Below are 22,579 nucleotides of genomic sequence, written 5' to 3'. Positions count from 1 at the left end.
GTCACCCGAGTGTCTTCTCCAGCAGGCAGTAGTAAAACCCGTCCATCGCGTGCACGCCGGGTAAGGTCTGGACGCCATGTTCGAGCTGTAGTGCATTTGGGTGCGGTACTGCAGGCAGCATAACACCCTTTTGGCGTCGTACAAACTGGTCGATTTGCAGATGATTTTCAGCGGGCAATACGGAGCAGGTCATGTACAACAATCGACCACCGGGCTTAAGTTGCAGCCACAAAGCGTCCAGTAGCGCGGCCTGAATCTGCGTAAGTTGATCAATATCTTGCGGTCGCCGATGATGCTTGATGTCTGGGTGTCGTCGAATCACCCCGAGGCCGCTGCAGGGCGCATCGATCAGTATCCGATCGTAGCCGGATGCGGATGGCGGCCACTGGGTGGCATCACTGGCGTCCGCCGTGGTGACCTTGGCGGTGAGTTGTAAGCGGTCTAAGGTGGCTTGCAGCTGTAGGCATCGTGACGCCGAGATATCGAGCGCGTCGAGTTGTAGGTCGTTGTCGCAGCGTTCCAGTAGGTGTGCGGTTTTACCACCCGGGGCAGCGCACGCGTCTAAGACGGTCATGCCTGGTTGCGGAGCCAGTAAATCAGCCGCAATCTGGGCCGCGGTATCTTGTACCGAGCACGCCCCGGATGAGAAATCCGGTAAGTTCGTTACGGGCGTCGGTTGCGTCAGAATAATGCCGTCCCGGGCGAATGGGTCGGGTGTGGCTGCAATTTTCTGCTCAGTTAACCGGGCCAGGTAGTCAGTGCGTGTGGACCGCATTGAATTCACGCGCAGACACATCGGCGGGCGTGCATTATTGGCACTCAAAATAGCCGTTGCGTGTTGAGGCCAGGCCTGAATGATGGCATCACGTATCCAGGCCGGATGGCACAGCGAATCGACATCCTGCGGTAAAGTATACTCAGTACGTTGCGCGCTACGTAAGCACCCATTAATCAACTTCTTGGCCCATTGTTTGCCAAGTTGTTGGCAGGCAGAGACGGTCTCACTGACGGCAGCGTGCGCTGCGGTGTCGAGGTGGCGTTGTTGATAAAGCCCAACCAATAACACGAAATGCACCACGCGATCTTTCTTGCGAATCGGTGATTGCAGTAATTGACTGGCGACCCAGTCCAGTTCGCCATGCCAGCGACAGACGCCATACACCAGCTCCTGCACAAAACCACGGTCTTGGGGGCTGAAGTCGTTTTGCTCAAAAAAAGCGCTTAGACACGCATCCAGCGATTGGCCCTTATCTATGATTTGCCAAGCGATCTGTGCCGCCGCCGCGCGCGTATTGAGCCTACTTGCCATGCTTAACTCAATCGGTCACCGATAGAAAGGCTGTAACCGTTGCGGAATTCGCGGTAAGGCAAGGCGCGCGAACCGTCGCGTTGCAGTGTCAACAGCTCGACTGCGCCGCTGCCACAGGCGACAGTAACGCAATCGGTGCTTAGTGCAATAACGGTACCTGGCTGGGCTGTGCTGTTGGTTTGAGCCACCCGCATTTCTGTGATCCGAATTCGATTGCTGCCATGCTGGGTTTGGCTGCCTGGCCAAGGTGTGAATGCGCGCAACTTGCGGTCTATCTCTGCGGCACTCGATTGCCAGTCGATCTCGGCTTCCGATTTTTCAATCTTGCGCGCGTAACTTGATTGGCTGTGATCCTGGGGAGTAGGTTGCAAACTTGGATCAGTCGCAAGCATGGCAAGGGTATCAACGATGCCAGCAGCGCCAAGTTGCGCCAGTCGGTCATGTAGGCTGGCACTGGTGTCACGGTCGCTAATGGGGGTTTCGAGTGTGGTGTAGACTGGTCCGGTATCAAGTCCGCGTTCCATTTGCATTATGCTGACGCCAGTCATCGTGTCACCGGCTTCAATAGCACGTTGAATTGGTGCAGCGCCGCGCCATTTTGGTAGCAGCGAAGCATGAATGTTGATGCAACCAAACTTTGGGATATCCAGAATCGATTGCGGCAGTAGCATGCCGTAGGCAACGACCACCATCACGTCGGGTGCCAAGGCTGAGATTGTGTCGACCTCGGTTTTCAATGTGGTGGGTTGGTGAACCGGAATGCCGTGCTCGAGTGCAACTTGTTTGACTGGCGGCGCGGTCATACGCTTACCGCGGCCGGCTTTGCGGTCTGGCTGCGTGTATACGGCACTTACCGTGTGATGTTCAAGCAACGCGAGCAGTGGTGTGGCGGCAAACTCAGGTGTGCCGGCAAAAATAATATTCATGTGTTTTTAGGCGAGGTGCAGGGTCAGACGCGAGCACGTTTAACCATCTTTTTGCGTACGCGGTCTTGTTTGAGGCGCGAGAGGTAATCGACAAACACTTTCCCCGCTAGGTGATCCATCTCATGCTGAATGCACACTGCCTGCAAGCCTTCCGCTTCGAGTTCAAAAATCTCGCCTTGCTCGTCCATGGCGGTGATTTTGATGTGCTCCGCGCGTTTGACCGGCGCGTAGTATTCAGGAATCGATAAACAGCCTTCGTCATAGACTTGTTCGCCATTGCGTTCAACAATACTTGGATTGATCAAGACTAGTGGCGCGTTGCGCTCTTCAGAAAGGTCCATCACGATCACTTGTTCATGGACATTGACTTGCGTGGCCGCAAGCCCGATCCCGTTGGCTTCATACATTGTTTCCAACATGTCTTGAACTAGTTGTCGGATCCGATCGTCCACGGTTTTGACCGGTTTAGCAACGGTGCGTAACCGCTCGTCGGGGTAGACTAATATTTCTAAAATTGCCATGTGCGGGCACTATTTCTGTCGATTTACTTCAATTTTGCGTACAGTTTGGCGTTAAAATAACGTAAACTGTATTCTACATTGTTTGCGTAACATACTAAATAAGCAGTATTATTTGCTTTTCCCGCATGTTTCCTGAATATGTATATTATGCGTTATTCGGTATCGACATGCCATGAAAACCAATCGCCTAACCAGCTGGTCAAAATAGAATGACAACAAAAAAACTAAATCTAAGTTTGTACGCAGTTCGTGCTTTGCGCGCCAAACTCCAGTTCGCCACTCGTAAACTGGCTGCCGGCGTCGTGCTGGGCCTGACACTTGGACTAAGCTCCGTAAATAGTGTGGCTCAAGATAACCCGGTACTGGCAGATTCCTACCCTGAACGCTATACGGTCGTGAAAGGCGATACGCTGTGGGATATCTCATCCACATTCCTGCGTGATCCATGGCGGTGGCCAGAAGTGTGGCAAGGCAATCCGCAAGTTGAAAACCCAGATCTGATTTACCCTGGTGACGTACTTGTGATGACCTTTGTTGATGGGCGTCCGGTATTGAAATCATTACGTCGCGAGACAGTTAAGTTGTCTCCTACGCCGCGCGGAACTCGTTACGATGCGATTCAAGTGATCGATCCGGCTGCGATCGAAGCGTATCTTAACTCACCACTGGTGACCGATGATAACGAACTGAAAAATGCAGGCTACATCGTCGATGGCTTTGATAATCGCTTGTTGATGGGTAAATACGATCAGTTTTATGCTCGTAACATTCTTGATAGCGAAGCCGATGAATACCGGGTTTTTCGTGCCGGACGTCATTTTATTGACCCAGTGTCTGGCGAAAGTCTGGGGTATGAAGCTGTGCACTTGGGCGACGCGAATATGCTGAAAGCCGGTGATCCATCGCGGTTGTCGCTGACCAAAGCGTATAAAGATGTCACGCTGCGCGATCGCTTGCGCCCGATTTATACCAAAAAAGCACTGCCTTTTTACTTTCCTAAAGCACCAGAAAACGAAGCGTTGCGCGGCGTCATTTTGGAAACGCCCAACTCAGAAACCGAGTTAGGTGCGTTGTCGGTCGTGGCGGTGAATATGGGCGAGCGCGAAGGCGTGGAAGTGGGCGACGTATTCCGTATTCGCAGTCAGTCAGTGTCAAAAGAAGACCCAGTCACGGGTGAGCGTTACAAAATTCCGGAAGAGAATGTTGGCATCGGTATGGTGTTTCGTACCTTCAATAAAGTCAGTTATATGTTGATTACCGATACTAGCCGACAAGTCCGGCCCGGTGACGTACTGGTACACCCTAACGCGAAATAAATCTTACGTGGTATACTGCTCGTCAGGCTCGCTGTGTCAGTGAGCCTGACTTGCTTCAGGATGGAGCATTTTGGGGCACCATGATCGGAACGGTGTCCGAAGCACAAAAATCACACTCGTTTTTACAGGAGGCCACGGATGGTCGAAAATCAAGGGACGCAGATCGATCAGGGTGCTGGTGACCTAAGGTCCTGGATCGCGTTGATTCACGATACGCGATGGACGCGACAACAGAAGTACGCGCTACTGGATCACTTTAAGTGCCCTGCTACCGTTTTACAGTTAAACCCAAGTCAGCAAAACGCAGTGCTCAAAGGATTGAAGGTGCGTCCTCGGCGCTCAATTGATCGAGACGTAGCCCGGGATTTACAGTGGTTGGCGCAGCCAGAACACGATTTGATTTCCCTGCAAGATGAACGTTATCCGGACAATCTAAAGCATATTGCGGATCCGCCATTGGCGTTATATGCCAAGGGTGATATTGATTTGCTCACGCAGCCGTGCATTGCCATGGTGGGCTCGCGCCGACCAACGCCACTTGGTCAGCAAATAACGCGTAGACTGGCCGCCGAGTTGGCGGAGCTTGGCTTGGTGATTGTCAGCGGAATGGCTTACGGAGTGGATGGCTTGGCACATGAGTCGGTGCTGACCACTGAGGGGGCGACGGTTGCGGTGTTGGGTAGCGGATTAGGTAAACCATCGCCTGCGCGGCATGAAGGCATGTTCGCTCGCATTGCGTCTACCGGTCTCGTGTTAAGTGAGTATCCAGTGGATCAACACGCCACGCGCTATAGTTTTCCCGAGCGCAATCGGATCATTAGTGGGCTAAGTGCGGGCGTTATCGTGATTGAGGCCGCTGAACGCAGTGGTACGCTGATTACAGCACGGCTGGCTGTAGAGCAGGACCGGGAGGTGCTGGTGGTGCCGGGATCGATTTTGAGTCCCCAGTATTCCGGGTCGCATTGTTTGATTCAGCAAGGTGCTGCTTTGGTCCAATCTGCGAATGACATTTTGCAGGTGTTGGGATGGGAGTCAGGTGCGATTACCTCAGACTCTTCTGGCTTGCAAGTCTTGCAAAATATACCGCCGGAGTGTGTTGCGCTATTGCAGTATATTTCGGCTGAAGAAACCGCTGTGGACACGCTAATTTTGGCCACTGGATTGACGCCGGGCGAAGTTTCATCCATGCTAATGACGTTAGAACTGGCAGGCGCAGTTGCGCACGGTAGTAGTGGCGGATACATCAACATCACGCACTAACTGTTAGTTCTGGTTGACAATTGAAGCGCATTAACTTTTGGTTCAACGTGGTGAGGTGACGATGAAAGAAGATATGTTGGAAGTTTTAATTTATCTCTTTGAGAACTACATTGCGGATGGACTGGCTTTTGATCCTAGCCAGGATGAGTTAGCTGACGAGTTGGCTGGGGCTGGCTTCGAAGGCGAAGAGATCGAAAAAGCCTTTGTTTGGCTTGAAGGCCTATTGGATATCAGCGAGCCGGATCCTCAATTAAATCAACCGCAAGCGCCAGAATCCCTGCGATTTTACACTGCCGACGAGTTTGAGCGCTTGCAAATTGAAGGAATGTCATTACTTACCAAACTCGTTGGTGCAGGTGTTCTGGATCATTTTCTGCGCGAAATGGTGGTTGATCGTGTCATGGCTCTCGACTCGAGCGATGTCAACATTGATCATATCAAGTGGGTGATCCTGATGGTGCTCAGTAACCAGCCGGGATTTTCAGAAATTGCTGAATGGGCTGAAGTGGTTGTCACTGAAGACCTGGCGCCAGTAATTCATTAGCCGCTTGTCAGCGCGAAACAGTGTGTGTGAAGGCCCCACTGAGCGAAACTTGCTCATTGAGGCGATAAGGTGGATACTCCTTTCCACGAAAAACCGAATAATAAGCCTGGGTTGTGCCGGTGACGGATAAGTGTAAGCTTGTCACGGAGCCATCCAAACAGGTGATATCTTTCTAATTACAAGTAAATAAATAGAATGGGTAAATCCTTAGTTATCGTGGAATCGCCAGCGAAGGCGAAAACGATCAACAAATATCTCGGTAGTGACTACATCGTAAAATCCAGTGTTGGTCATATTCGTGACTTGCCAACCAGTGGTGGCGATAAAAAGCCCGTGGACGCAAAAGAACGAGCGCGACAAGCAGCGATTACACGCAAGCTGTCTCCGGAAGAGAAAATCAAGCATCGGCAAAAGAAGAGCCGTGAGCAGCTGATCAATCGTATGGGTGTGAACCCTGATCAAGGCTGGGAGGCTCGTTATGAGATTTTGCCAGGCAAAGAAAAGGTCGTCGACGAGTTAGTAAAACTCGCCAAGGATGCGGATATCATCTATCTCGCAACGGATATGGACCGTGAAGGAGAGGCGATCGCATGGCATTTGCAGGAAGCCATCGGTGGTGACCCTTCGCGGTATCGGCGTGTGGTGTTCAATGAAATCACCAAGTCTGCGATCAAATCCGCATTTGAGAACCCGGGGCCGGTGGATATGGCGCGGGTAAATGCACAACAGGCGCGACGGTTTTTGGACCGTGTCGTTGGTTATATGGTGTCACCATTGTTATGGGCTAAGATCGCTCGCGGCTTGTCTGCTGGTCGCGTTCAGTCGGTTGCATTGCGCTTGGTGGTCGAACGTGAACGTGAAATTCGCGCGTTTATACCTGAGGAGTATTGGGATGTATTCGCAGATTTGAAGTGTGCCGCTGGCGATCGCGTCAACTTTGAGGTGCGAAAACACCGTGGTGAGGCGTTCAAACCGTTAAATCAGGAACAAACCGACGCTGCGCTTAGCGAATTACAGGGTTTAGAGTACCAGGTTGGCGAGGTCAAAGAGCGCCCGACCTCGACGAAACCGACAGCCCCTTACATCACCTCAACCTTGCAGCAGGCCGCCAGCACGCGATTGGGATTTGGTGTTAAGAAGACCATGATGTTGGCGCAGCGCTTATATGAAGCTGGGTACATTACCTACATGCGAACCGACTCCACAAACTTGAGTGCGGACGCCGTTGCCCAGTGCCGAGACTATATCCAGGACAAGTACGGAAAGAAATACTTGCCGGAAACTCCGCGGTCTTATTCCAGTAAAGAAGGGGCTCAGGATGCGCACGAAGCGATACGTCCGTCCGACGTGTCGGTTATGCCAAATCAGCTGAGCAACGTCGACCGGGACGCTGAACGCTTGTATACCCTTATCTGGCGTCAGTTCGTGGCGTGCCAGATGGTGCCTGCCAAATTTTTGAGCACTTCGGTCATCGTCGATGCCGGTGAGTATGAACTTCGAACTCGTGGTCGCGTTGTGGTCTTCGATGGTTATCAGAAAGTACAACCGCCGATGAGCAAAGGTGACGACGATGCCGTATTGCCAATTATGAAAGTCGGTGAAATCTTGTCATTGCAAGAACTATTGCCGACACAGCATTTCACTAAGCCGCCTGCACGATACACCGAAGCCAGCCTCGTTAAAGAGCTTGAAAAGCGTGGAATCGGCAGGCCGTCGACCTATGCTGCGATTATTTCTACGATACAGGACCGTGGCTATGTGCAGGTCGAAAAGCGGCGTTTTTACGCGCAAAAGATGGGTGATATCGTCACTGAGCGATTGGTAGAAAGCTTTACCGACTTGATGGACTACGATTTCACCGCAAATATGGAAGATCGCCTGGATGATGTTGCCAAGGGGCGACTGGCGTGGCGAGAATTATTAGATAGTTTTTATCAAGAGTTTTCTGAAACGCTCTTGAAAGCACAGAACGACGACGACGGCGGTATGCGGCCTAATACGCCGACTGAAACCGACATCAAATGTAACTCCTGCGGGCGAAACATGCAGATTCGCACCGGTAGCACTGGTGTGTTTTTGGGTTGTTCCGGCTACGTATTGCCACCCAAAGAGCGTTGTAAATCGACCATGAACCTAGTTCCTGGTGATGAGGCGGTGAACGTCGACGAAGATGAAGAGGCGGAAGCCAAGCTCTTGATTAAAAAGCATCACTGCAAGATTTGTAATGCTGCCATGGACAGTTACTTTTTGGATGAAAATCGCAAGTTGCATATTTGTGGTAATAACCCGGATTGTTCTGGCTTTGAGGTTGAGCATGGCGTATTCAAGATCAAAGGTTACGAAGGCCCGACGCTTGAGTGCGATAAGTGTGGCAGTGAGATGCAGCTCAAAAATGGACGCTTCGGTAAATACTTTGGATGCACCAATGAGTCGTGCAAGAACACGCGCAAGCTTCTGCGCAACGGGGAAGCAGCACCACCAAAGATGGATCCCGTCCCAATGCCGGAACTTAAGTGTCAAAAGGTGGACGACCATTATGTATTGCGTGATGGGGCGTCTGGCATGTTCTTGGCCGCCAGTGGATTTCCCAAGAATCGCGAGACACGGGCACCGTTGGTGGCGGAAATTTTGCCGCATAAGGCTGAGATCGACAAAAAATACAACTATTTGTTTAGTGCGCCAGTCGCCGACAAAGATGGTGTGCCGACCGTGATTCGATACAGTCGCAAAACCAAGGAAATCTACGTACAGTCAGAGGAAGACGGCAAAGCGACTGGTTGGAAAGCCTTTTACGAGGGCGGCAAATGGGTCGAATCTGACGCTAAAACAACTGCTCGAAAGAAGGTTAAGAAAAAAGCCAGTAAGAAAAAAGCCACTAAAAAGAAGGCGAGCAGAAAGAAGGTGAGCAGAAAGAAGGTGAGCAAGAAGAAATAGTACCGATCTGGGTAGCATGCTGGGTGTTCCAGTGTCTACCCAGCGGTTTGGTCAATCCACCCAACTAACGGGCAGCGACCGAATGCCTAAAACAAGCCTTCGGTCTCTTCTTCTGTTTCAATAATGCGTTCTTCTGGGCTGGCGAGTTCGGGCTCGTCGAGGATAGGGCTTATATCGGAAGGCGTTTGTTCACCTTCGTCCAGTTCCGTATCCAGCGTGGTGTCTTGTCTTGCTGCCGCCAAATAAGCTTCTTCTGACAGCTCGCCTCGCTCGTAGCGTGCCAGCAATAGGTCATTGTATAACTTGTTTTCAGGCGTCAGGGTGTCGATAGCAAAGTATTCAGGCACCGCATCAGGGTCAGACTCGTCGGTCCGTTTGCCGGTCGCTCGATTAACGAAGCCTTGCTCAATGTACTCCGGTACCACGTGGGGTTGTTGGTTGACGCCTTTCAGTGCGAACTGCATGTAGTCTACCCAAATCGGCAGCGCGGCTCGGCTGCCTGACTCTCCACGGCCCATGGTTGCTGGGTCATCAAATCCGATCCACACCGTGGTAGCGACTTCCTTATTGAAGCCGCTAAACCAGGCATCGACATAGTCATTGGTGGTGCCAGTCTTGCCAGCGAGGTCTTGACGGTTCAGCGCTTGTGCGCGGCGAGCTGTACCTGATCGGATAACTTCCTTCATCATGTCGACCGTGAGAAAATTGTTAGCATGCGACATGACGCGCGGTGCAGTATAGGTGCTAGGTTGGTCTTCATCTGTCTCGGTTTCATTGCCGTAAAAGCCAACGCCTTCGAGAAGTGACTCGTCTTGATTCTCGCTGGCGGACACATCGGTCTTGGCGTCGAGTTCCGAATCTGGGGTAGGAAAAGTCAAGAAGTCCGCGTAACAATCGTCACAGAATTGAGGTTTGGGTGCTTCGTAAATAACCTCACCATCGCGGTCGGTGACGCGCTCTATAAAGTATGGTTCGACTAGATAGCCACCATTGGCGAGCGTGCTGTAGGCACGCAGCAGTTCGAGTGGCGTGACGCCGCCTGAGCCAAGCGCCATGGTCAGTGTCGGTGAAAAGCGGTTCATATCTAAACCAAACCGAGCGGTGTATTCGCGCGCATAGTCGATCCCGATAGCCCTTAGTAAGCGTATTGAGACTAGGTTCATCGACTTTGCTAGCGCGGTGCGCATGCGTGTCGGCCCATAGAACTTACCGCTGTAATTTTCGGGCCGCCAAATTGTGCCGTGTGCCTGGTCGCGCATCACGATCGGCGCGCCGCTGATCAAGCTGGCTGGCGTGAAGCCTTTATCTAAGGAGGCAGAGTAGATAAAAGGTTTGATATTCGAGCCGGGTTGGCGAATTGACTGCACCGCGCGGTTGTACTTATTTAGAAAAAAGTCGTAGCCGCCGACCAACGATAAAATGCGACCGGTGCGGGGTTCGACGGAAATAAGGGAGCCACTTACCTGCGGAATTTGTGACAAGCGCCAGCGTGACTCTGTCGCTGTTGCGGTGGGTGTTTTGTTGGTGTTATCGATGATTGGCTGTATGTAGACTACGTCGCCCGCAGAGACCAGGTCTTGCATGGACTTTGGAGCATCACCGACAATATTCGCGGTGCGATGACGTCGAGCCCATTTGGCATGTTCTAAGAAAATTTGTGTTTGCCCGAAATCGCGGGTCCAGACCGTGGCTTGTTTTTGCTCGCTGTTTAGCACCAATGCAGGTACTTGTTCCTGGCTATTTGGAAATGTTTCCAGAGCTAATTCCATCGCGTGATCGGCGTTGCCGTCAACAGGGTGTAAATTTTGCAGGTCGATCTTGCCAACGACGCCACGAAATCCGTGGCGTTGATCATACGCTTGCAAGCCTGCTCGTAGGGCTTGATTGGCGGCGTTTTGCTGCGGTCCACGAATGGTGGTGTAAACATTTAGCCCTTGCCAGTATGCTTGTTCGCCAAACTGCTCGGTGAGCTGGGCGCGGACCATTTCAGCAATATGGGGCGCGTTTAAGTCTTGTTTTCTGGCATGCTTTTTCGCTGTTACCGGTGCATTGCTGGCGGTTTCATAAGCTTCATTGTCGATGAGTTCTAGGTCGTGTAGACGTCCTAATACGTAATTTCGACGAATCGTCGCGCGCTCTGGATTGCGCAGTGGATTGTAGGTAGATGGAGCTTTGGGTAGACCTGCCAACATGGCTGTTTCAGCCAGAGTGAGCTCATTTAATGGTCGGCCATAGTAAACTTCCGCAGCTGCCCCGAAGCCATAGGCGCGATGCCCGAGAAAAATTTTATTGATATACAGGCCTAATATTTCTTCCTTGCTTAGGAGCTGTTCGAGGCGCAAAGCGAGCAGAATTTCTTTGATTTTGCGAGCGTAGGTCTTGTCACGAGTCAGAAAAAAATTGCGTGCCACCTGCATGGTAATGGTGCTTGCGCCTTGTCCTGACGAGCCACTTTTAAAGTTTGACAATGCAGCGCGAATTAAGCCAGAGATATCAATTCCATGGTGCTCAAAAAAAGCGTCATCCTCACTCGCAAGCACAGAGTTTATAAGGCTTTGCGGGATTTCAGCATAGTCGAGCGGTTTGCGCCGTTCATCGCCAAACTCAGAAATCAATTGGCCTTCTGCGGAAAAAACACGCAGCGGAACCTTCAATTCTAGGCCGATGATTTGGCTGGCATCTGGCAGCTCTCGACTAAATTGAACAACCAAAAATCCGACGGTAATGAACCCCGCCATAAACAGGCCGCTGAAGATTGTGGTCAACGGCAGCCAGAGCTGTGACTTTTTCAAAATACTCGATTCGATCTAATAACCCAAAAACGATCATATATTAAATAATAGATTTCCTAAATAGAATTGTGGCATTATTGGCGCGGGTTGGTTAGAATTTGAAGTAAGTGATTATAAAAATGACATAAATAGCGGTTTTTATGGAGGTTTCTTGAAACTGTTTAGCTCAAAATCTAAGGCAGTAATCGGTATCGATATCGGAACCCATTCGATCAAACTGGTCGAATTAGCTGGCACCAAAGCCAACCCGAAAGTGGTGGCTTGGGGTGTGGCTCCATTACCCGCAGGTGCCTTTTCTGAAAATGCCATCGCCAACGCTGACCATGTGACAGACGCGTTACAATCGTTAATAACTCAATCTGGTGCTAAGGGGGACGCAGTTGCTGTCGCAGTCTCTTCCTCGCATGCGATTACCAAAGTTCTGGGGATGCCGGCTGATATCAGCGAACTGGAATTGGAAGAGCAAGTTAGTATTGAGGCACTCCACTTTATCCCCTACCCGATTGACGAAGTTAATTTGGACTTCGAGGTCTTGGGAGCGTCGGAAAGTAATGAACAAGAAAACGATGTCCTCCTGGTGGCTTGTCGCCGCAGCATTGTTAATGACTATATAGATATGGTCGAAAATGCGGGTCTGGGGCTCGAGTATGTGGATATCGATACGTATGCGTTGGAACGTGTCTATCGTTCTCAGCATTCGCTGGGATCAAATTCAGATGAGCCAGTTGCTTTGTTTGATATCGGATCATCAAGCAGCCACTTAATGGTGTTGGATGCCGATCGTGTGCTGTATTCGAGACACCAAAACTTTGGTGCCGGGCAGTTGGTAAAGTTGATCCGTAAAGAGTACGGGGTTAATGCCGAAGAAGCTGAAGAGATTCTGAAGTCGACACAACCACCTGGTGATTTCTTGACCGCTGTCCAAGAGCCGTTCGTCGAAATGTTACGACAAGAAATCAGTCGCGCTCTGCAATTTTTCTATTCATCAAGCTCTTACTCGAATATCGACAGCGTCGTTTTGTCAGGCGCTTGTTGTGCATTGGCCGGTTTGGCTGGAGATTTGGAAGTGAAATTGCGTAGTAAAGTGACAGTTCTGAATCCTGTGGTCAACGCAAATGTCCAGTCGCGGCGAGATGCGATTGTCAGTGCCGCACCGAGTTTATCCATTGCGTATGGCTTGTCTTTGAGGGGGTTGAACTAATGGCGAATATCAACTTATTACCCTGGCGAGAAGCACAACGTCGAGAACGTAACCGAGCTACCTTGGCGATTTGTATCGCAATGTGGGTCGCAGCAGGTTTGGTGGTGCTCGCAGGCAAGCTGATTATGGATGCACGTATCTCCAATCAAGAAACGAGAAACGCGTACCTTCAGTCCGAGATTAATGCTTTGTCTAAAGTGATTAAGGAAATCGAAGACTTGAAAACCAAGCGTGATGCTTTACTGGCGCGTATGCAGGTGATTCAAAACCTGCAGCAAAATCGCTCACAGATCGTGCATATGTTTGATGACTTGGTTACCAAATTACCTAAGGGCGTTTATTACAATCGAATAGCGAAGTCGAATAACCGGCTTGATATCGATGGGTACGCGCAATCAAATGAACGAGTTTCAGCTTTGATGCGAAACCTCGACTCATCTGACTGGTTTGATCAGTCCTCATTAAAACAGGTTGATGTGGTGGATCAGAACGGATTGTTAGTGAGTCAATTCAAAATTGACGTGAAGGAACAAAGTCCTAATCGAAGTAACGACGGTGCGGAGGATATCCGCTAGTTCGGCTTGACAGCCCAATTTTAGCGTAGAGAAAAATTATGGGGTTAATTGAAGAATTAAGTAGTCTCGATATCAATGATATAGGGTCGTGGACGCGCCGAGTAAAAGTATTAATGGCGGGTTTATTGTGTTTAGTGATCATCTTTCTTGGCTACAACTACATCATTAAGCAGCAGATCGCTGACTTAAAAGATATCCAAAAGAAAGAGCCGCAGCTCAAAAACACTTACCTTGAGAAAAAAGCGTTAGCGATAAACCTGGATGCTTATAAAAAGCAAATGGTAGAGGCTGATGAAAATTTCAGTGTATTACGTAAGCAGCTACCGAACGAAAGTGAAATACCGGACTTGCTTATTGATATGACGCAAGTGGGTTTGTCTCGCGGTTTGCAGTTCGAGCAAATTAAGCCAGGAGCGACAATTGAGAAAGATTTCTATGCTGAGAAGTTAGTGAATATCACTGCTAACGGCCGATATCACCAGATCGCCGAGTTTATTAGTGACGTCGCGGCTTTACCGCGAATCATCAACGTGGCTAATTTCACCTTGGAGCGCCAATCCGGAAACCAGGAAGTGTTGGTGCTCAAAGCCGTGACCAAGACTTACCACTATCTGGAGGATGCATATGTATCAGAATAGTGTGAATCAGGTGCCGTCGAGTCATCTTAAATTGATTCTTGTTGTTGGCATAGCGTTCGCGTTACAGGCTTGCGGTAACGTCGCAACACGTGATTTAAGAGAGTTTGTGGACACCGCTTATCAAGACAAGAAACCCGAGATTGAACCTCTTCCGGTGATTGAGCCTTATAAAGGCTTTGAGTATTCCGCGAGCACATTAAATGACCCTTATTCGCGTGGCAATATTATCAATGCCCGGGATGTCGAGAGTCGAGTGACTGCTCAACGTGATGTTAACCGAAGACGTGAAGCGCTCGAAGAGTTTCCGCTGGATGCGTTAGCCATGGTGGGAACGATGACGCAAAGCGATGGTTCGCCATGGGTGATCGTACAGACTGCTGTCGGTACTGCGCACTTGGCTACCGTTGGTAATTACCTTGGTCAAAATGAAGGCAAGATCAAGGACATATTCCCAGACGAACAGCGTATCGTTATTGAAGAGACTGTACTTGATCCGGCGGGCAGACTTATCGCCAGAGAAGTCGAGATGACGATTGATGAAGTTGAGTAAGGTCTCTTAAAAAGTTAGACGTAAATGAATAATAACAATTCAGGAAGCATAATCATGAATGCAAGCCACCGACCCGAAAGTGTGTGCAAACGTATCAAGCTGGCTCTTATAGGAGTGGCGTTACTGACGTTTGTAAACGTAAGTTCTGCTCAGAGCAGCGCTACGCTGACCGATGTCCTCTATAGTGAGTTAAGTGGAGATACGATCCAGATTAACTTCATCACCGATGCAAAATTGGAAGAGCCGGGTAGTTTTAGCACGGATACTCCACCACGCATTGCGCTGGACTTCTTTGGGCTCAAAAATGGCCTCGAGGAAAGCCAGATTGATGTGTCGGCTGGTAAGGTTGATAGTGTGGTTGCAGTTGAGACCGTAGATCGAACGCGAATCATCATCAATTTGTTTAACTCAGCAAGATACACTTTGCTCCCAACCGACAATGGCTATTCAGTCACGATCCACAATTCGGATTTTGACGACAGCCAAGTACGTTCACCGAAGCCGTTTGCAGCTCGTCCAGATGTCGTGTCAGACACCAACATTTCCAAGATTGATTTTCGCCGATCTGAAGCTGGTGGCGGCACGCTGATCGTGGATTTGACTGACGATAACATTTCAGTCGACACTCGTGAGCGTGATGGTGAGATTGTCGTGGATTTGGTTGGCGTAAATCTGCCGCCTGAACTTGAGCAACGCCTTGACGTCACCGATTTTGCGACTCCAGTGCAAACCGTTGACGCTTTCCAAAATGCGGATAACGTTCGTCTAGTGGTTATACCGCAAGGCAAATATCAGCACCTATCGCTGCAATCAGGCAGTCGCTACACCTTGACGGTTGATCCGATAATCGAGTCCGAATTGGATAAGCGTGATCGAGAGGACAGTGAGCTTGGCTTTGAAGGTGAGCGCCTATCGATCAATTTTCAAAATATCGAAGTCCGCGCGGCACTCGCGATTATCGCGGACTTTACGGGCATAAACTTTGTTACCAGCGATACAGTTAGTGGAAAAATAACCATTAATTTAAAAGACGTGCCATGGGATCAAGCGTTGGACGTGATACTGCGTACTCGAGGCCTGGCTAAGCGACAAACCGGTAATGTGATTTGGGTTGCGCCCGCGGATGAGATTCGTTCGGTAGAAGAACAAGAGTTGAAGCAAAATGCTGTGGTTGCGGAGTATGCCCCGTTAGTAACTGAAGTGATTCGAATCAATTATGCCAAAGCGGAAGAAGTGGCTGATGTGATTAAATCAGTTAAGGTGATCAAGCAAGGTAATACAGCGTCGTCATCTGACTTTGACGGCCCTCGTTCAACCGCGTTCAATGTCACTGAGACCGATAAAAACTCGCTGCTGAGTGCACGCGGTAGCGTGACAGTCGACAAGCGTACAAATAGTCTGTTGGTACAAGATGTTGCCAGTCAGATTAAATCGCTGCGTAATGTGATTGCCAAACTCGACAAGCCTGTACGTCAGGTTCTGATCGAAACACGAATTGTGGAAGCCAACGATACTTTTAGTCGCGAATTGGGTGCGCGTCTGGGTTTTCAACGTATTACTGAAAACGCGCGATTCCCTGGCGGTAACGGTTCCAATGTGGGAGATTTCATCGGCAGTGGTACTACTGAAGGTTTGAAAACCATCACCGATTCGATTAATGATGATGAAGATGGGCTGATTTTCGATACCTCGCGCGGCACACCTGGTGGTTTAGCGGTTGACCTGGGTGCTGAATCGATTGAAGGTACCAATCCGGCGTCGTATGCCTTTGATATCTTCCGTGCAGGCACTGGTTTCGCGCATCTGATTACGTTAGAGCTATCCGCATTAGAGGCTGATGGCCGAGGTCGAATTGTTGCGAGTCCTCGCTTATTGACTGCGAACCAGAAAGAAGCTCGCATTTCACAAGGCCAAGAAGTGTATATTCCAATCCCAGGCAATGGTGGTGGTGCTGGTGGTGGGCCTGCTGGCGGCGGCGGTCAAGGCGGGTTAGAGAAAATCGAAGCGGAGCTTACCTTGATTGTGACGCCTCAGATTACGCCGGATGACCGCGTTATTTTGGATGTGCAGATTAATCAAGATAACTTGATTACTCCAACTATTGTGGGTACCAAGCAGATTCAGACTCAGGTCTTGGCCGACAATGGTGAGACGGTGGTGATCGGTGGTATTTACCAAGAAGACACTGGTAATTCCGAGACCAAGGTGCCGTTATTGGGTGATATCCCAGTATTAGGTAACCTGTTTAAGAAGAAAACTAAGCGTTCGAATCGCACTGAGCTGCTTATCTTCTTGACGCCAAAAATTATCAGCCCGAAATTGAATTTGGGATAGTCGTCCCCATCTTAGGTTGTAATACTGCGAAAGCAGGGGCAATGCCCCTGCTTTTGTGATTTCTAACCTCGTTCAATGCATAGCTGAGATGAATGTGAGGTGCGGGCATTTGTCCATCATTCCGATCAGCTGAATTGTCATAGATACTAATACCAAGAACATTGTATGCAGAATTTGATATTGATTGGCCCAATGGGCTCTGGCAAAACCACAGTTGGCAAACAACTAGCCAAGCGTATGAGAATGGATTTTGTCGATTCTGATCACATGATCGAGGAGCGGTGTGGTGTGTCAATTTCGACAATTTTTGACATCGAAGGCGAGGATGGCTTTCGAAAACGCGAAACGAAAATGTTGACTGAGCTGTGTGAGCGCAATGGAATTGTGTTGGCAACTGGCGGTGGAGCGGTCATCAGTGAAGAAAACCGAATCTTGTTGCGCAAAGGCTATGTGATCTATTTGAAGACGTCGATTGAGACTCAATTGGCGCGTACTCAGAAAAACCAGAATCGACCCTTGTTGGAAAATGTCGATGCAGAGACTAAGCTCGAGGAGTTGATGGAAGAGCGAGGTAGGCTGTACGAGCAAGAAGCGGATTTAATTGTGATGTCGGGCGATCGAATCGTATCCAAAGTGGTGGATGAAATCACAGAGGCTCTTGAGCAATTATAGTGATTTGTTTGGTTTTAATGGCCTAAATTTACAATTTATTCGGCAAGGATGCTCATTTAACTCATAAATTGTCGTTATGGCTCAACATGCGATGAGTGACTTTTAACGCTCGAGCGCTTATACTGAGCATCCTTTTTCGCTTTGGCCGTCTTTTGGGCAGCCGTAACAGCATAACTACCTGATAATATGCCTCTCGTTGCTCTATTGCTGGAGCAACATCGGCGTATAACTGTGTCACTCGGATCTAGTTGATTTCCCGAATAAATTATTGGGGAGGTCAGCGAGTGCCGGAGATACGTCGGGGATGTGGTTGGGTAACGTTTTTTGGAAATGGCCGCCGACGACACCAGGCATTGGTGTGGATGCGTCGCGTCAGACTTGATTGGAAGAGTCATTTTTCTGAAAAGCCACACTTGGTACGAACTTGCTGTTAGCGTAGAAATCGGAGGTTGAGACTCTGTTCTCGCTTCTTCCACTGCATGAGTCACTTTCGGTGCTTCCCAGGTCGACTCGATATGCATGCTTTGAACAGGAATATGACGTGAGTAAAATGTATCACAATGCAGGTGGTTTATACCGACCTGAGTTTGAACGCGACAATTGTGGCTTCGGTCTCATTGCGCAGATGGATGGTGAGCCGAGTCATTGGTTGATCAAAACTGCGATCAGTGCCCTCGCCCGATTGACACATCGTGGAGCGGTCGCCGCTGACGGCAAGTCAGGCGACGGCTGTGGGATTCTTATGAGCATGCCTAAGGCATTTATGCGTCGCGTGGCAACCGAAGCCGACATTGAGCTCACGGAATTGTACGCCACTGGGTTGGTATTTCTAAGCCGAGAGCCTTCAAAACAGACGCAGGCTAAGCAGGTACTTGAAGCGGAATTTGAGCGTCAAGGCTTGACTATCGCTGGTTGGCGAGCTGTTCCACTCGATTATTCGGCGCTTGGCGAGCAGGCCAAAACATCAGTGCCAGAGATCCAGCAGGTATTCGTGAACAGCCCGAGCGGGATTGATGAGCATGACTTTGAACGCAAATTATTCCTCGCCCGAAGACAGACTGAAAAAGCACTGTGGGAAAACGATGATGAATTCTATATACCGAGTCTTTCCTGTAAAGTGTTGCTGTACAAAGGTCTCGTTATGCCGGAGTACTTGCCTGTCTTTTATACAGACTTGCAAGATGAAGACATGGCTTCTTCGTTGTGCTTATTTCACCAACGTTTCTCAACGAATACCCTTCCACAATGGCGTTTAGCGCAGCCGTTCCGTTACCTCGCGCACAACGGTGAAATTAATACCATTCGTGGGAACCGAAATTGGGCGATCGCGCGTGGCACCAAGCTGTCATCTAGTAAGTTTCCAAATTTGCATGAGGCAGCGCCGTTTGTGAACACCGAAGGTTCAGACTCCATGAGTTTGGACAATATGCTGGAAGTATTACTAGCCGGTGGTATGGATATCTTCAAAGCCACTCAGACACTGGTTCCACCTGCATGGCAAAACGCTGAGCATATCGATCCGGACCTCAAGGCTTTTTACCGTTTTCAAGCGATTCACACGGAACCTTGGGATGGTCCCGCTGGCATTGTATTGACCAACGGGCGTCATGCCGCCTGCGCGCTCGACCGGAATGGTTTGAGGCCAGCACGATATGTGATCACAAAAGATCGAATCATCACCCTGGCGTCCGAAGTCGGCGTTTACGACTATACGCCGCAGGATGTGGTGGCAAAAGGTCGCCTTAAGCCGGGTCAAATGATGGCGGTAGATACGCATACTGGTAAGGTGATTTACCCCGATGAAGTGCATGAGCGGATTAAGAGTGAATACCCGTATAAAGACTGGATCAAACAAAATATCGTTCGTTTAAAGTCCGCGTTGACAGAGGAAGAGTCCACGGTGTCTTTAAATGCGGCTTCTTTAAAGATCTATCAGAAATTATTTCAGGTCACCAATGAAGAGAAGACCGATGTGATCCGCGTACTGGCGGAATCCGCTCAAGAAGCAACTGGTTCGATGGGAGATGACACGCCGATGGCCGTGTTGTCCCTACGCAACCGACTACTGAGTGACTACTTCAGACAGCAATTCGCGCAGGTGACCAATCCGCCGATTGATCCATTGCGCGAACAAATCGTGATGTCGCTGGAAACGTATTTCGGCACTGAAAGTTGTTTGTTTGAACCGCATGCAGGCATGGCTAAATCGATCGTAGTCGATTCACCCGTATTATCGACCAGTAAATACACGCGTTTGCTGAGCAACGAGGACCCAGACTTTGCGCACCGTGTGATCGATATCACGTTCGATGCGGATATTAGTTTGCAACAACGTGTCGCGCAAATTTGTGACGAAGCAGAGCAAGCGGTGCGAGACCATGCACATATTATCGTGTTGTCTGATCGTGAAATTTCTAAGCATCGTATGCCGGTGCCAGCGCTTCTGGCGACAGGTGCTGTGCACCACCGACTCACTCAAACCGGCTTGCGCTGCGACGCGAATATTTTGGTCGATACCGGTACCACGCGTGATTCACATCAGTTTGCCTTGTTGATTAGCTATGGCGCGACTGCGATTCACCCGTATTTGGTTTACGAGAGTATTAATGACATGGCGCGCAGTGGGCAAATCAAGGGTGATATCAACATCCTATTACGCCAGTATCGCAAAGGCATTAATAAAGGTTTGTACAAAATCATCTCTAAGATGGGTATCTCAACAATCCACAGTTATCGGGGCGCGCAGCTGTTTGAAGCGGTCGGCCTCGACCAGGATGTGATTGATCTCTGCTTCAAAGGCACAGTGAGTCGGATTAAAGGTACTGGGTTTGCTGAGTTGGAAATGGATCAAAAGACCTTATTGGCATTTGCGTGGAATCCACAGACGGGCCTTGAACAAGGTGGTTTGTTGAAGTTCATTCATGGCGGGGAATACCATGCGTATAACCCAGATGTTGTGCGTACCATGCATGCCGCAGTCGAAAGCGGCGATTATTCGCTTTACCGTGAATATGCCGACACTGTTAATTTGCGCCGTCCAATGGTGTTGCGGGACCTCATGGCGCTGCGAGACGATATTACGCCCGTACCGTTGGATGAGGTAGAGCATTGGCAGGATATCGTCCTCAGGTTTGACAGTGCGGGTATGTCTTTAGGTGCCTTGTCGCCAGAGGCGCATGAATCTCTGGCTGAGGCGATGAATCAGCTAGGCGGTCGTTCGAACTCGGGCGAAGGTGGTGAAGACGCTAGCCGATATGGTACGCCGAAGATGTCCAAAATCAAACAGGTCGCTTCGGGCCGATTTGGCGTCACGCCGCATTATCTGGTTAATGCCGAAGTGTTGCAGATTAAAGTGGCACAGGGCGCTAAGCCAGGTGAAGGCGGACAGCTGCCTGGACACAAGGTGAACACGCTGATTGCACGGCTGCGTTACTCGCGCCCGGGCGTAGCGTTGATCTCACCGCCACCACACCACGATATCTACTCCATCGAAGATTTAGCGCAGTTGATCTTTGATCTCAAACAGGTTAATCCACATGCGTTGGTCTCGGTTAAGCTGGTCGCCGAAGCAGGCGTTGGTACGATTGCGGCGGGCGTTGCCAAGGCCTACGCAGACCTGATTACGATTTCGGGCTACGACGGTGGTACCGGTGCGAGTCCTCTGACGTCGGTACGTTATGCCGGTGCGCCGTGGGAGTTAGGGTTGACCGAAGCCCACCAGACCTTACGTGCCAACGATCTACGCGATAAAGTACGTTTACAAACGGATGGTGGATTGAAAACCGGCCTGGATGTGGTCAAAGCGGCTATTCTCGGCGCGGAGAGTTTCGGTTTTGGTACCGGTCCGATGGTTGCCCTGGGTTGTAAATACCTGCGAATTTGTCACCTCAATAACTGTGCAACCGGTGTGGCTACGCAACACAATGTGCTGCGCAATAAGCATTACGTCGGCACTGTCGAGCGCGCGGTGAACTACTTTAAGTTTATCGCCATGGAAACGCGTGAGTGGATGGCTAAGCTGGGTGTGCGTAACCTGACGGAACTGATTGGACGTACCGACTTGTTGACGTTGCTCGAAGGCGAGACCGATAAACAACGCAAGTTGGATTTATCACAAATTCTATCGGATGCTGGTGTGCCTGCGGACAAGCCACAGTTCTGTGTCGAGCCGAAGAATATGCCATTTGATAAAGGTGAGTTGGCTGAACAAATGGTGACGGACATGTTGCCCGCGATTCAGAACAAAACTGGCGGTGACTTCCATTACAGCGTGCAAAATATTCATCGTTCAATTGGTGCGCGTCTATCGGGTGAAATTGCCCGTATTCACGGCCAGGAAGGGTTGGCGGATGCGCCCGTTACGCTCCACTTAACCGGCACCGCTGGGCAGAGTTTCGCGGTGTGGAATGCCAAAGGTTTGAATATCAACCTGGAGGGCGACGCCAACGATTATGTTGCGAAAGGCATGTCCGGTGGCGTGATCGCGATTTATCCTGCGGCTGACGTAGAGTACATTGCCAGTGAGTCCACGATTATCGGCAACACTTGTCTTTACGGTGCCACAGGCGGAGAGTTGTTTGCGGCCGGTATGGCGGGCGAGCGTTTTGCGGTGCGTAACTCGGGTGCTTTCGCAGTGGTCGAAGGTTTGGGTGATCATGGTTGTGAATACATGACTGGCGGTGCGGTTTGCGTGCTCGGCGAAACCGGCGTGAACTTCGGTGCGGGTATGACTGGCGGCGTGGCATTTGTGCTGGATGAAGATAAATCGTTTATCGACCGATACAACCATGAACTGATCGACACCTATCGATTAATGCCGGAAGCAATGGAATCATATGCACTCTATTTGCAAGGCATGATCGAACGTCATGTGCAGGCGACTGGCAGCGTTCGTGCACGAGAAATCCTTGAAAACTTTATGGATTACTTGCCGAAATTCTGGATGATCAAACCCAAAGCCACTGACCTTGAAACACTAATCGATTCATTGTCGGCCGCGGCATAGGA

The 22,579-nt window shown here is 50.0% G+C and carries 15 protein-coding genes; 11 read left to right on the top strand and 4 right to left on the bottom strand.

Translation table 11 applies throughout. The annotated features are described in order from the left end of the window. Window position 1: 1 nt before the first annotated feature. The 3 genes from rsmB to def are packed head-to-tail and all read right to left on the bottom strand — an operon-like array spanning window position 2 to window position 2,756. Window positions 2–1,309: a 16S rRNA (cytosine(967)-C(5))-methyltransferase RsmB gene (gene rsmB, locus IE055_RS16325; protein ID WP_189402754.1), complete on the bottom strand. Its 1,308-nt coding sequence runs from the start codon at window positions 1,307–1,309 to the stop codon at window positions 2–4. A gap of 2 nt (window positions 1,310–1,311) precedes the next feature. Then, window positions 1,312–2,235, bottom strand: a complete 924-nt coding sequence (gene fmt / locus IE055_RS16320; protein WP_189402753.1) for a methionyl-tRNA formyltransferase — start codon at window positions 2,233–2,235, stop codon at window positions 1,312–1,314. A gap of 23 nt (window positions 2,236–2,258) precedes the next feature. After that, the gene (gene def, locus IE055_RS16315) at window positions 2,259–2,756 is read right to left on the bottom strand and encodes a peptide deformylase (RefSeq protein WP_189402752.1); all 498 of its coding nucleotides are present in this window, start codon (window positions 2,754–2,756) and stop codon (window positions 2,259–2,261) included. Window positions 2,757–2,965: 209 nt separating this feature from the next. Here def and IE055_RS16310 point away from each other — a divergent pair, with 209 nt between their 5' ends. The 4 genes from IE055_RS16310 (at window position 2,966) to topA (ending at window position 8,810) form a co-directional block, all read left to right on the top strand. After that, window positions 2,966–4,072: a LysM peptidoglycan-binding domain-containing protein gene (locus IE055_RS16310; RefSeq protein ID WP_189402751.1), complete on the top strand. Its 1,107-nt coding sequence runs from the start codon at window positions 2,966–2,968 to the stop codon at window positions 4,070–4,072. 138 nt (window positions 4,073–4,210) lie between these two features. Continuing rightward, on the top strand, window positions 4,211–5,332 hold the full coding sequence (gene dprA / locus IE055_RS16305; protein ID WP_189402750.1) for a DNA-processing protein DprA: 1,122 nt from the start codon (window positions 4,211–4,213) through the stop codon (window positions 5,330–5,332). A 61-nt stretch (window positions 5,333–5,393) separates the two neighbouring features. Further along, entirely contained in the window at window positions 5,394–5,876 is a 483-nt protein-coding gene (locus tag IE055_RS16300) for a Smg family protein (protein WP_189402749.1), read from the top strand. Window positions 5,877–6,071: 195 nt separating this feature from the next. Beyond that, complete coding sequence (topA, locus tag IE055_RS16295; RefSeq protein ID WP_189402748.1) at window positions 6,072–8,810, top strand: type I DNA topoisomerase; 2,739 nt, start codon at window positions 6,072–6,074, stop codon at window positions 8,808–8,810. A gap of 86 nt (window positions 8,811–8,896) precedes the next feature. Here topA and IE055_RS16290 read toward each other — a convergent pair whose 3' ends face one another. Then, entirely contained in the window at window positions 8,897–11,602 is a 2,706-nt protein-coding gene (locus IE055_RS16290) for a penicillin-binding protein 1A (protein WP_189402747.1), read from the bottom strand. Between the two features lie 151 nt (window positions 11,603–11,753). Here IE055_RS16290 and pilM point away from each other — a divergent pair, with 151 nt between their 5' ends. The 7 genes from pilM to gltB all read left to right on the top strand — a co-directional run bounded on the left by pilM (window position 11,754) and on the right by gltB (window position 22,577). Next, window positions 11,754–12,803, top strand: coding sequence for a type IV pilus assembly protein PilM (gene pilM, locus IE055_RS16285; RefSeq protein WP_189402746.1), 1,050 nt, complete (start codon window positions 11,754–11,756; stop codon window positions 12,801–12,803). Next, window positions 12,803–13,378, top strand: coding sequence for a PilN domain-containing protein (locus tag IE055_RS16280; protein ID WP_189402745.1), 576 nt, complete (start codon window positions 12,803–12,805; stop codon window positions 13,376–13,378). Before pilM ends, IE055_RS16280 begins: the two co-directional genes overlap by 1 nt. A gap of 38 nt (window positions 13,379–13,416) precedes the next feature. Further along, window positions 13,417–14,016, top strand: a complete 600-nt coding sequence (locus IE055_RS16275; RefSeq protein WP_189402744.1) for a type IV pilus inner membrane component PilO — start codon at window positions 13,417–13,419, stop codon at window positions 14,014–14,016. Then, a complete protein-coding gene (locus IE055_RS16270) occupies window positions 14,003–14,566 on the top strand; it encodes a pilus assembly protein PilP (protein ID WP_189402743.1) in 564 nt (187 codons plus the stop codon). The genes IE055_RS16275 and IE055_RS16270 overlap by 14 nt, the downstream gene beginning before the upstream one ends. Before the next feature lie 54 nt (window positions 14,567–14,620). Continuing rightward, a complete protein-coding gene (locus IE055_RS16265) occupies window positions 14,621–16,900 on the top strand; it encodes a type IV pilus secretin PilQ (RefSeq protein WP_189402742.1) in 2,280 nt (759 codons plus the stop codon). Between the two features lie 165 nt (window positions 16,901–17,065). Next, window positions 17,066–17,572, top strand: a complete 507-nt coding sequence (gene aroK / locus IE055_RS16260; RefSeq protein WP_189402741.1) for a shikimate kinase AroK — start codon at window positions 17,066–17,068, stop codon at window positions 17,570–17,572. Between the two features lie 550 nt (window positions 17,573–18,122). Next, window positions 18,123–22,577, top strand: a complete 4,455-nt coding sequence (gltB, locus tag IE055_RS16255; RefSeq protein ID WP_189402824.1) for a glutamate synthase large subunit — start codon at window positions 18,123–18,125, stop codon at window positions 22,575–22,577. Window positions 22,578–22,579 lie beyond the last annotated feature (2 nt).

The sequence above is a fragment of the Arenicella chitinivorans genome (assembly GCF_014651515.1).
GTDB lineage: Bacteria > Pseudomonadota > Gammaproteobacteria > Arenicellales > Arenicellaceae > Arenicella > Arenicella chitinivorans.
Note: the sequence above shows the minus strand (reverse complement) of the source record. Positions and strands in the feature narration are given on the sequence as shown.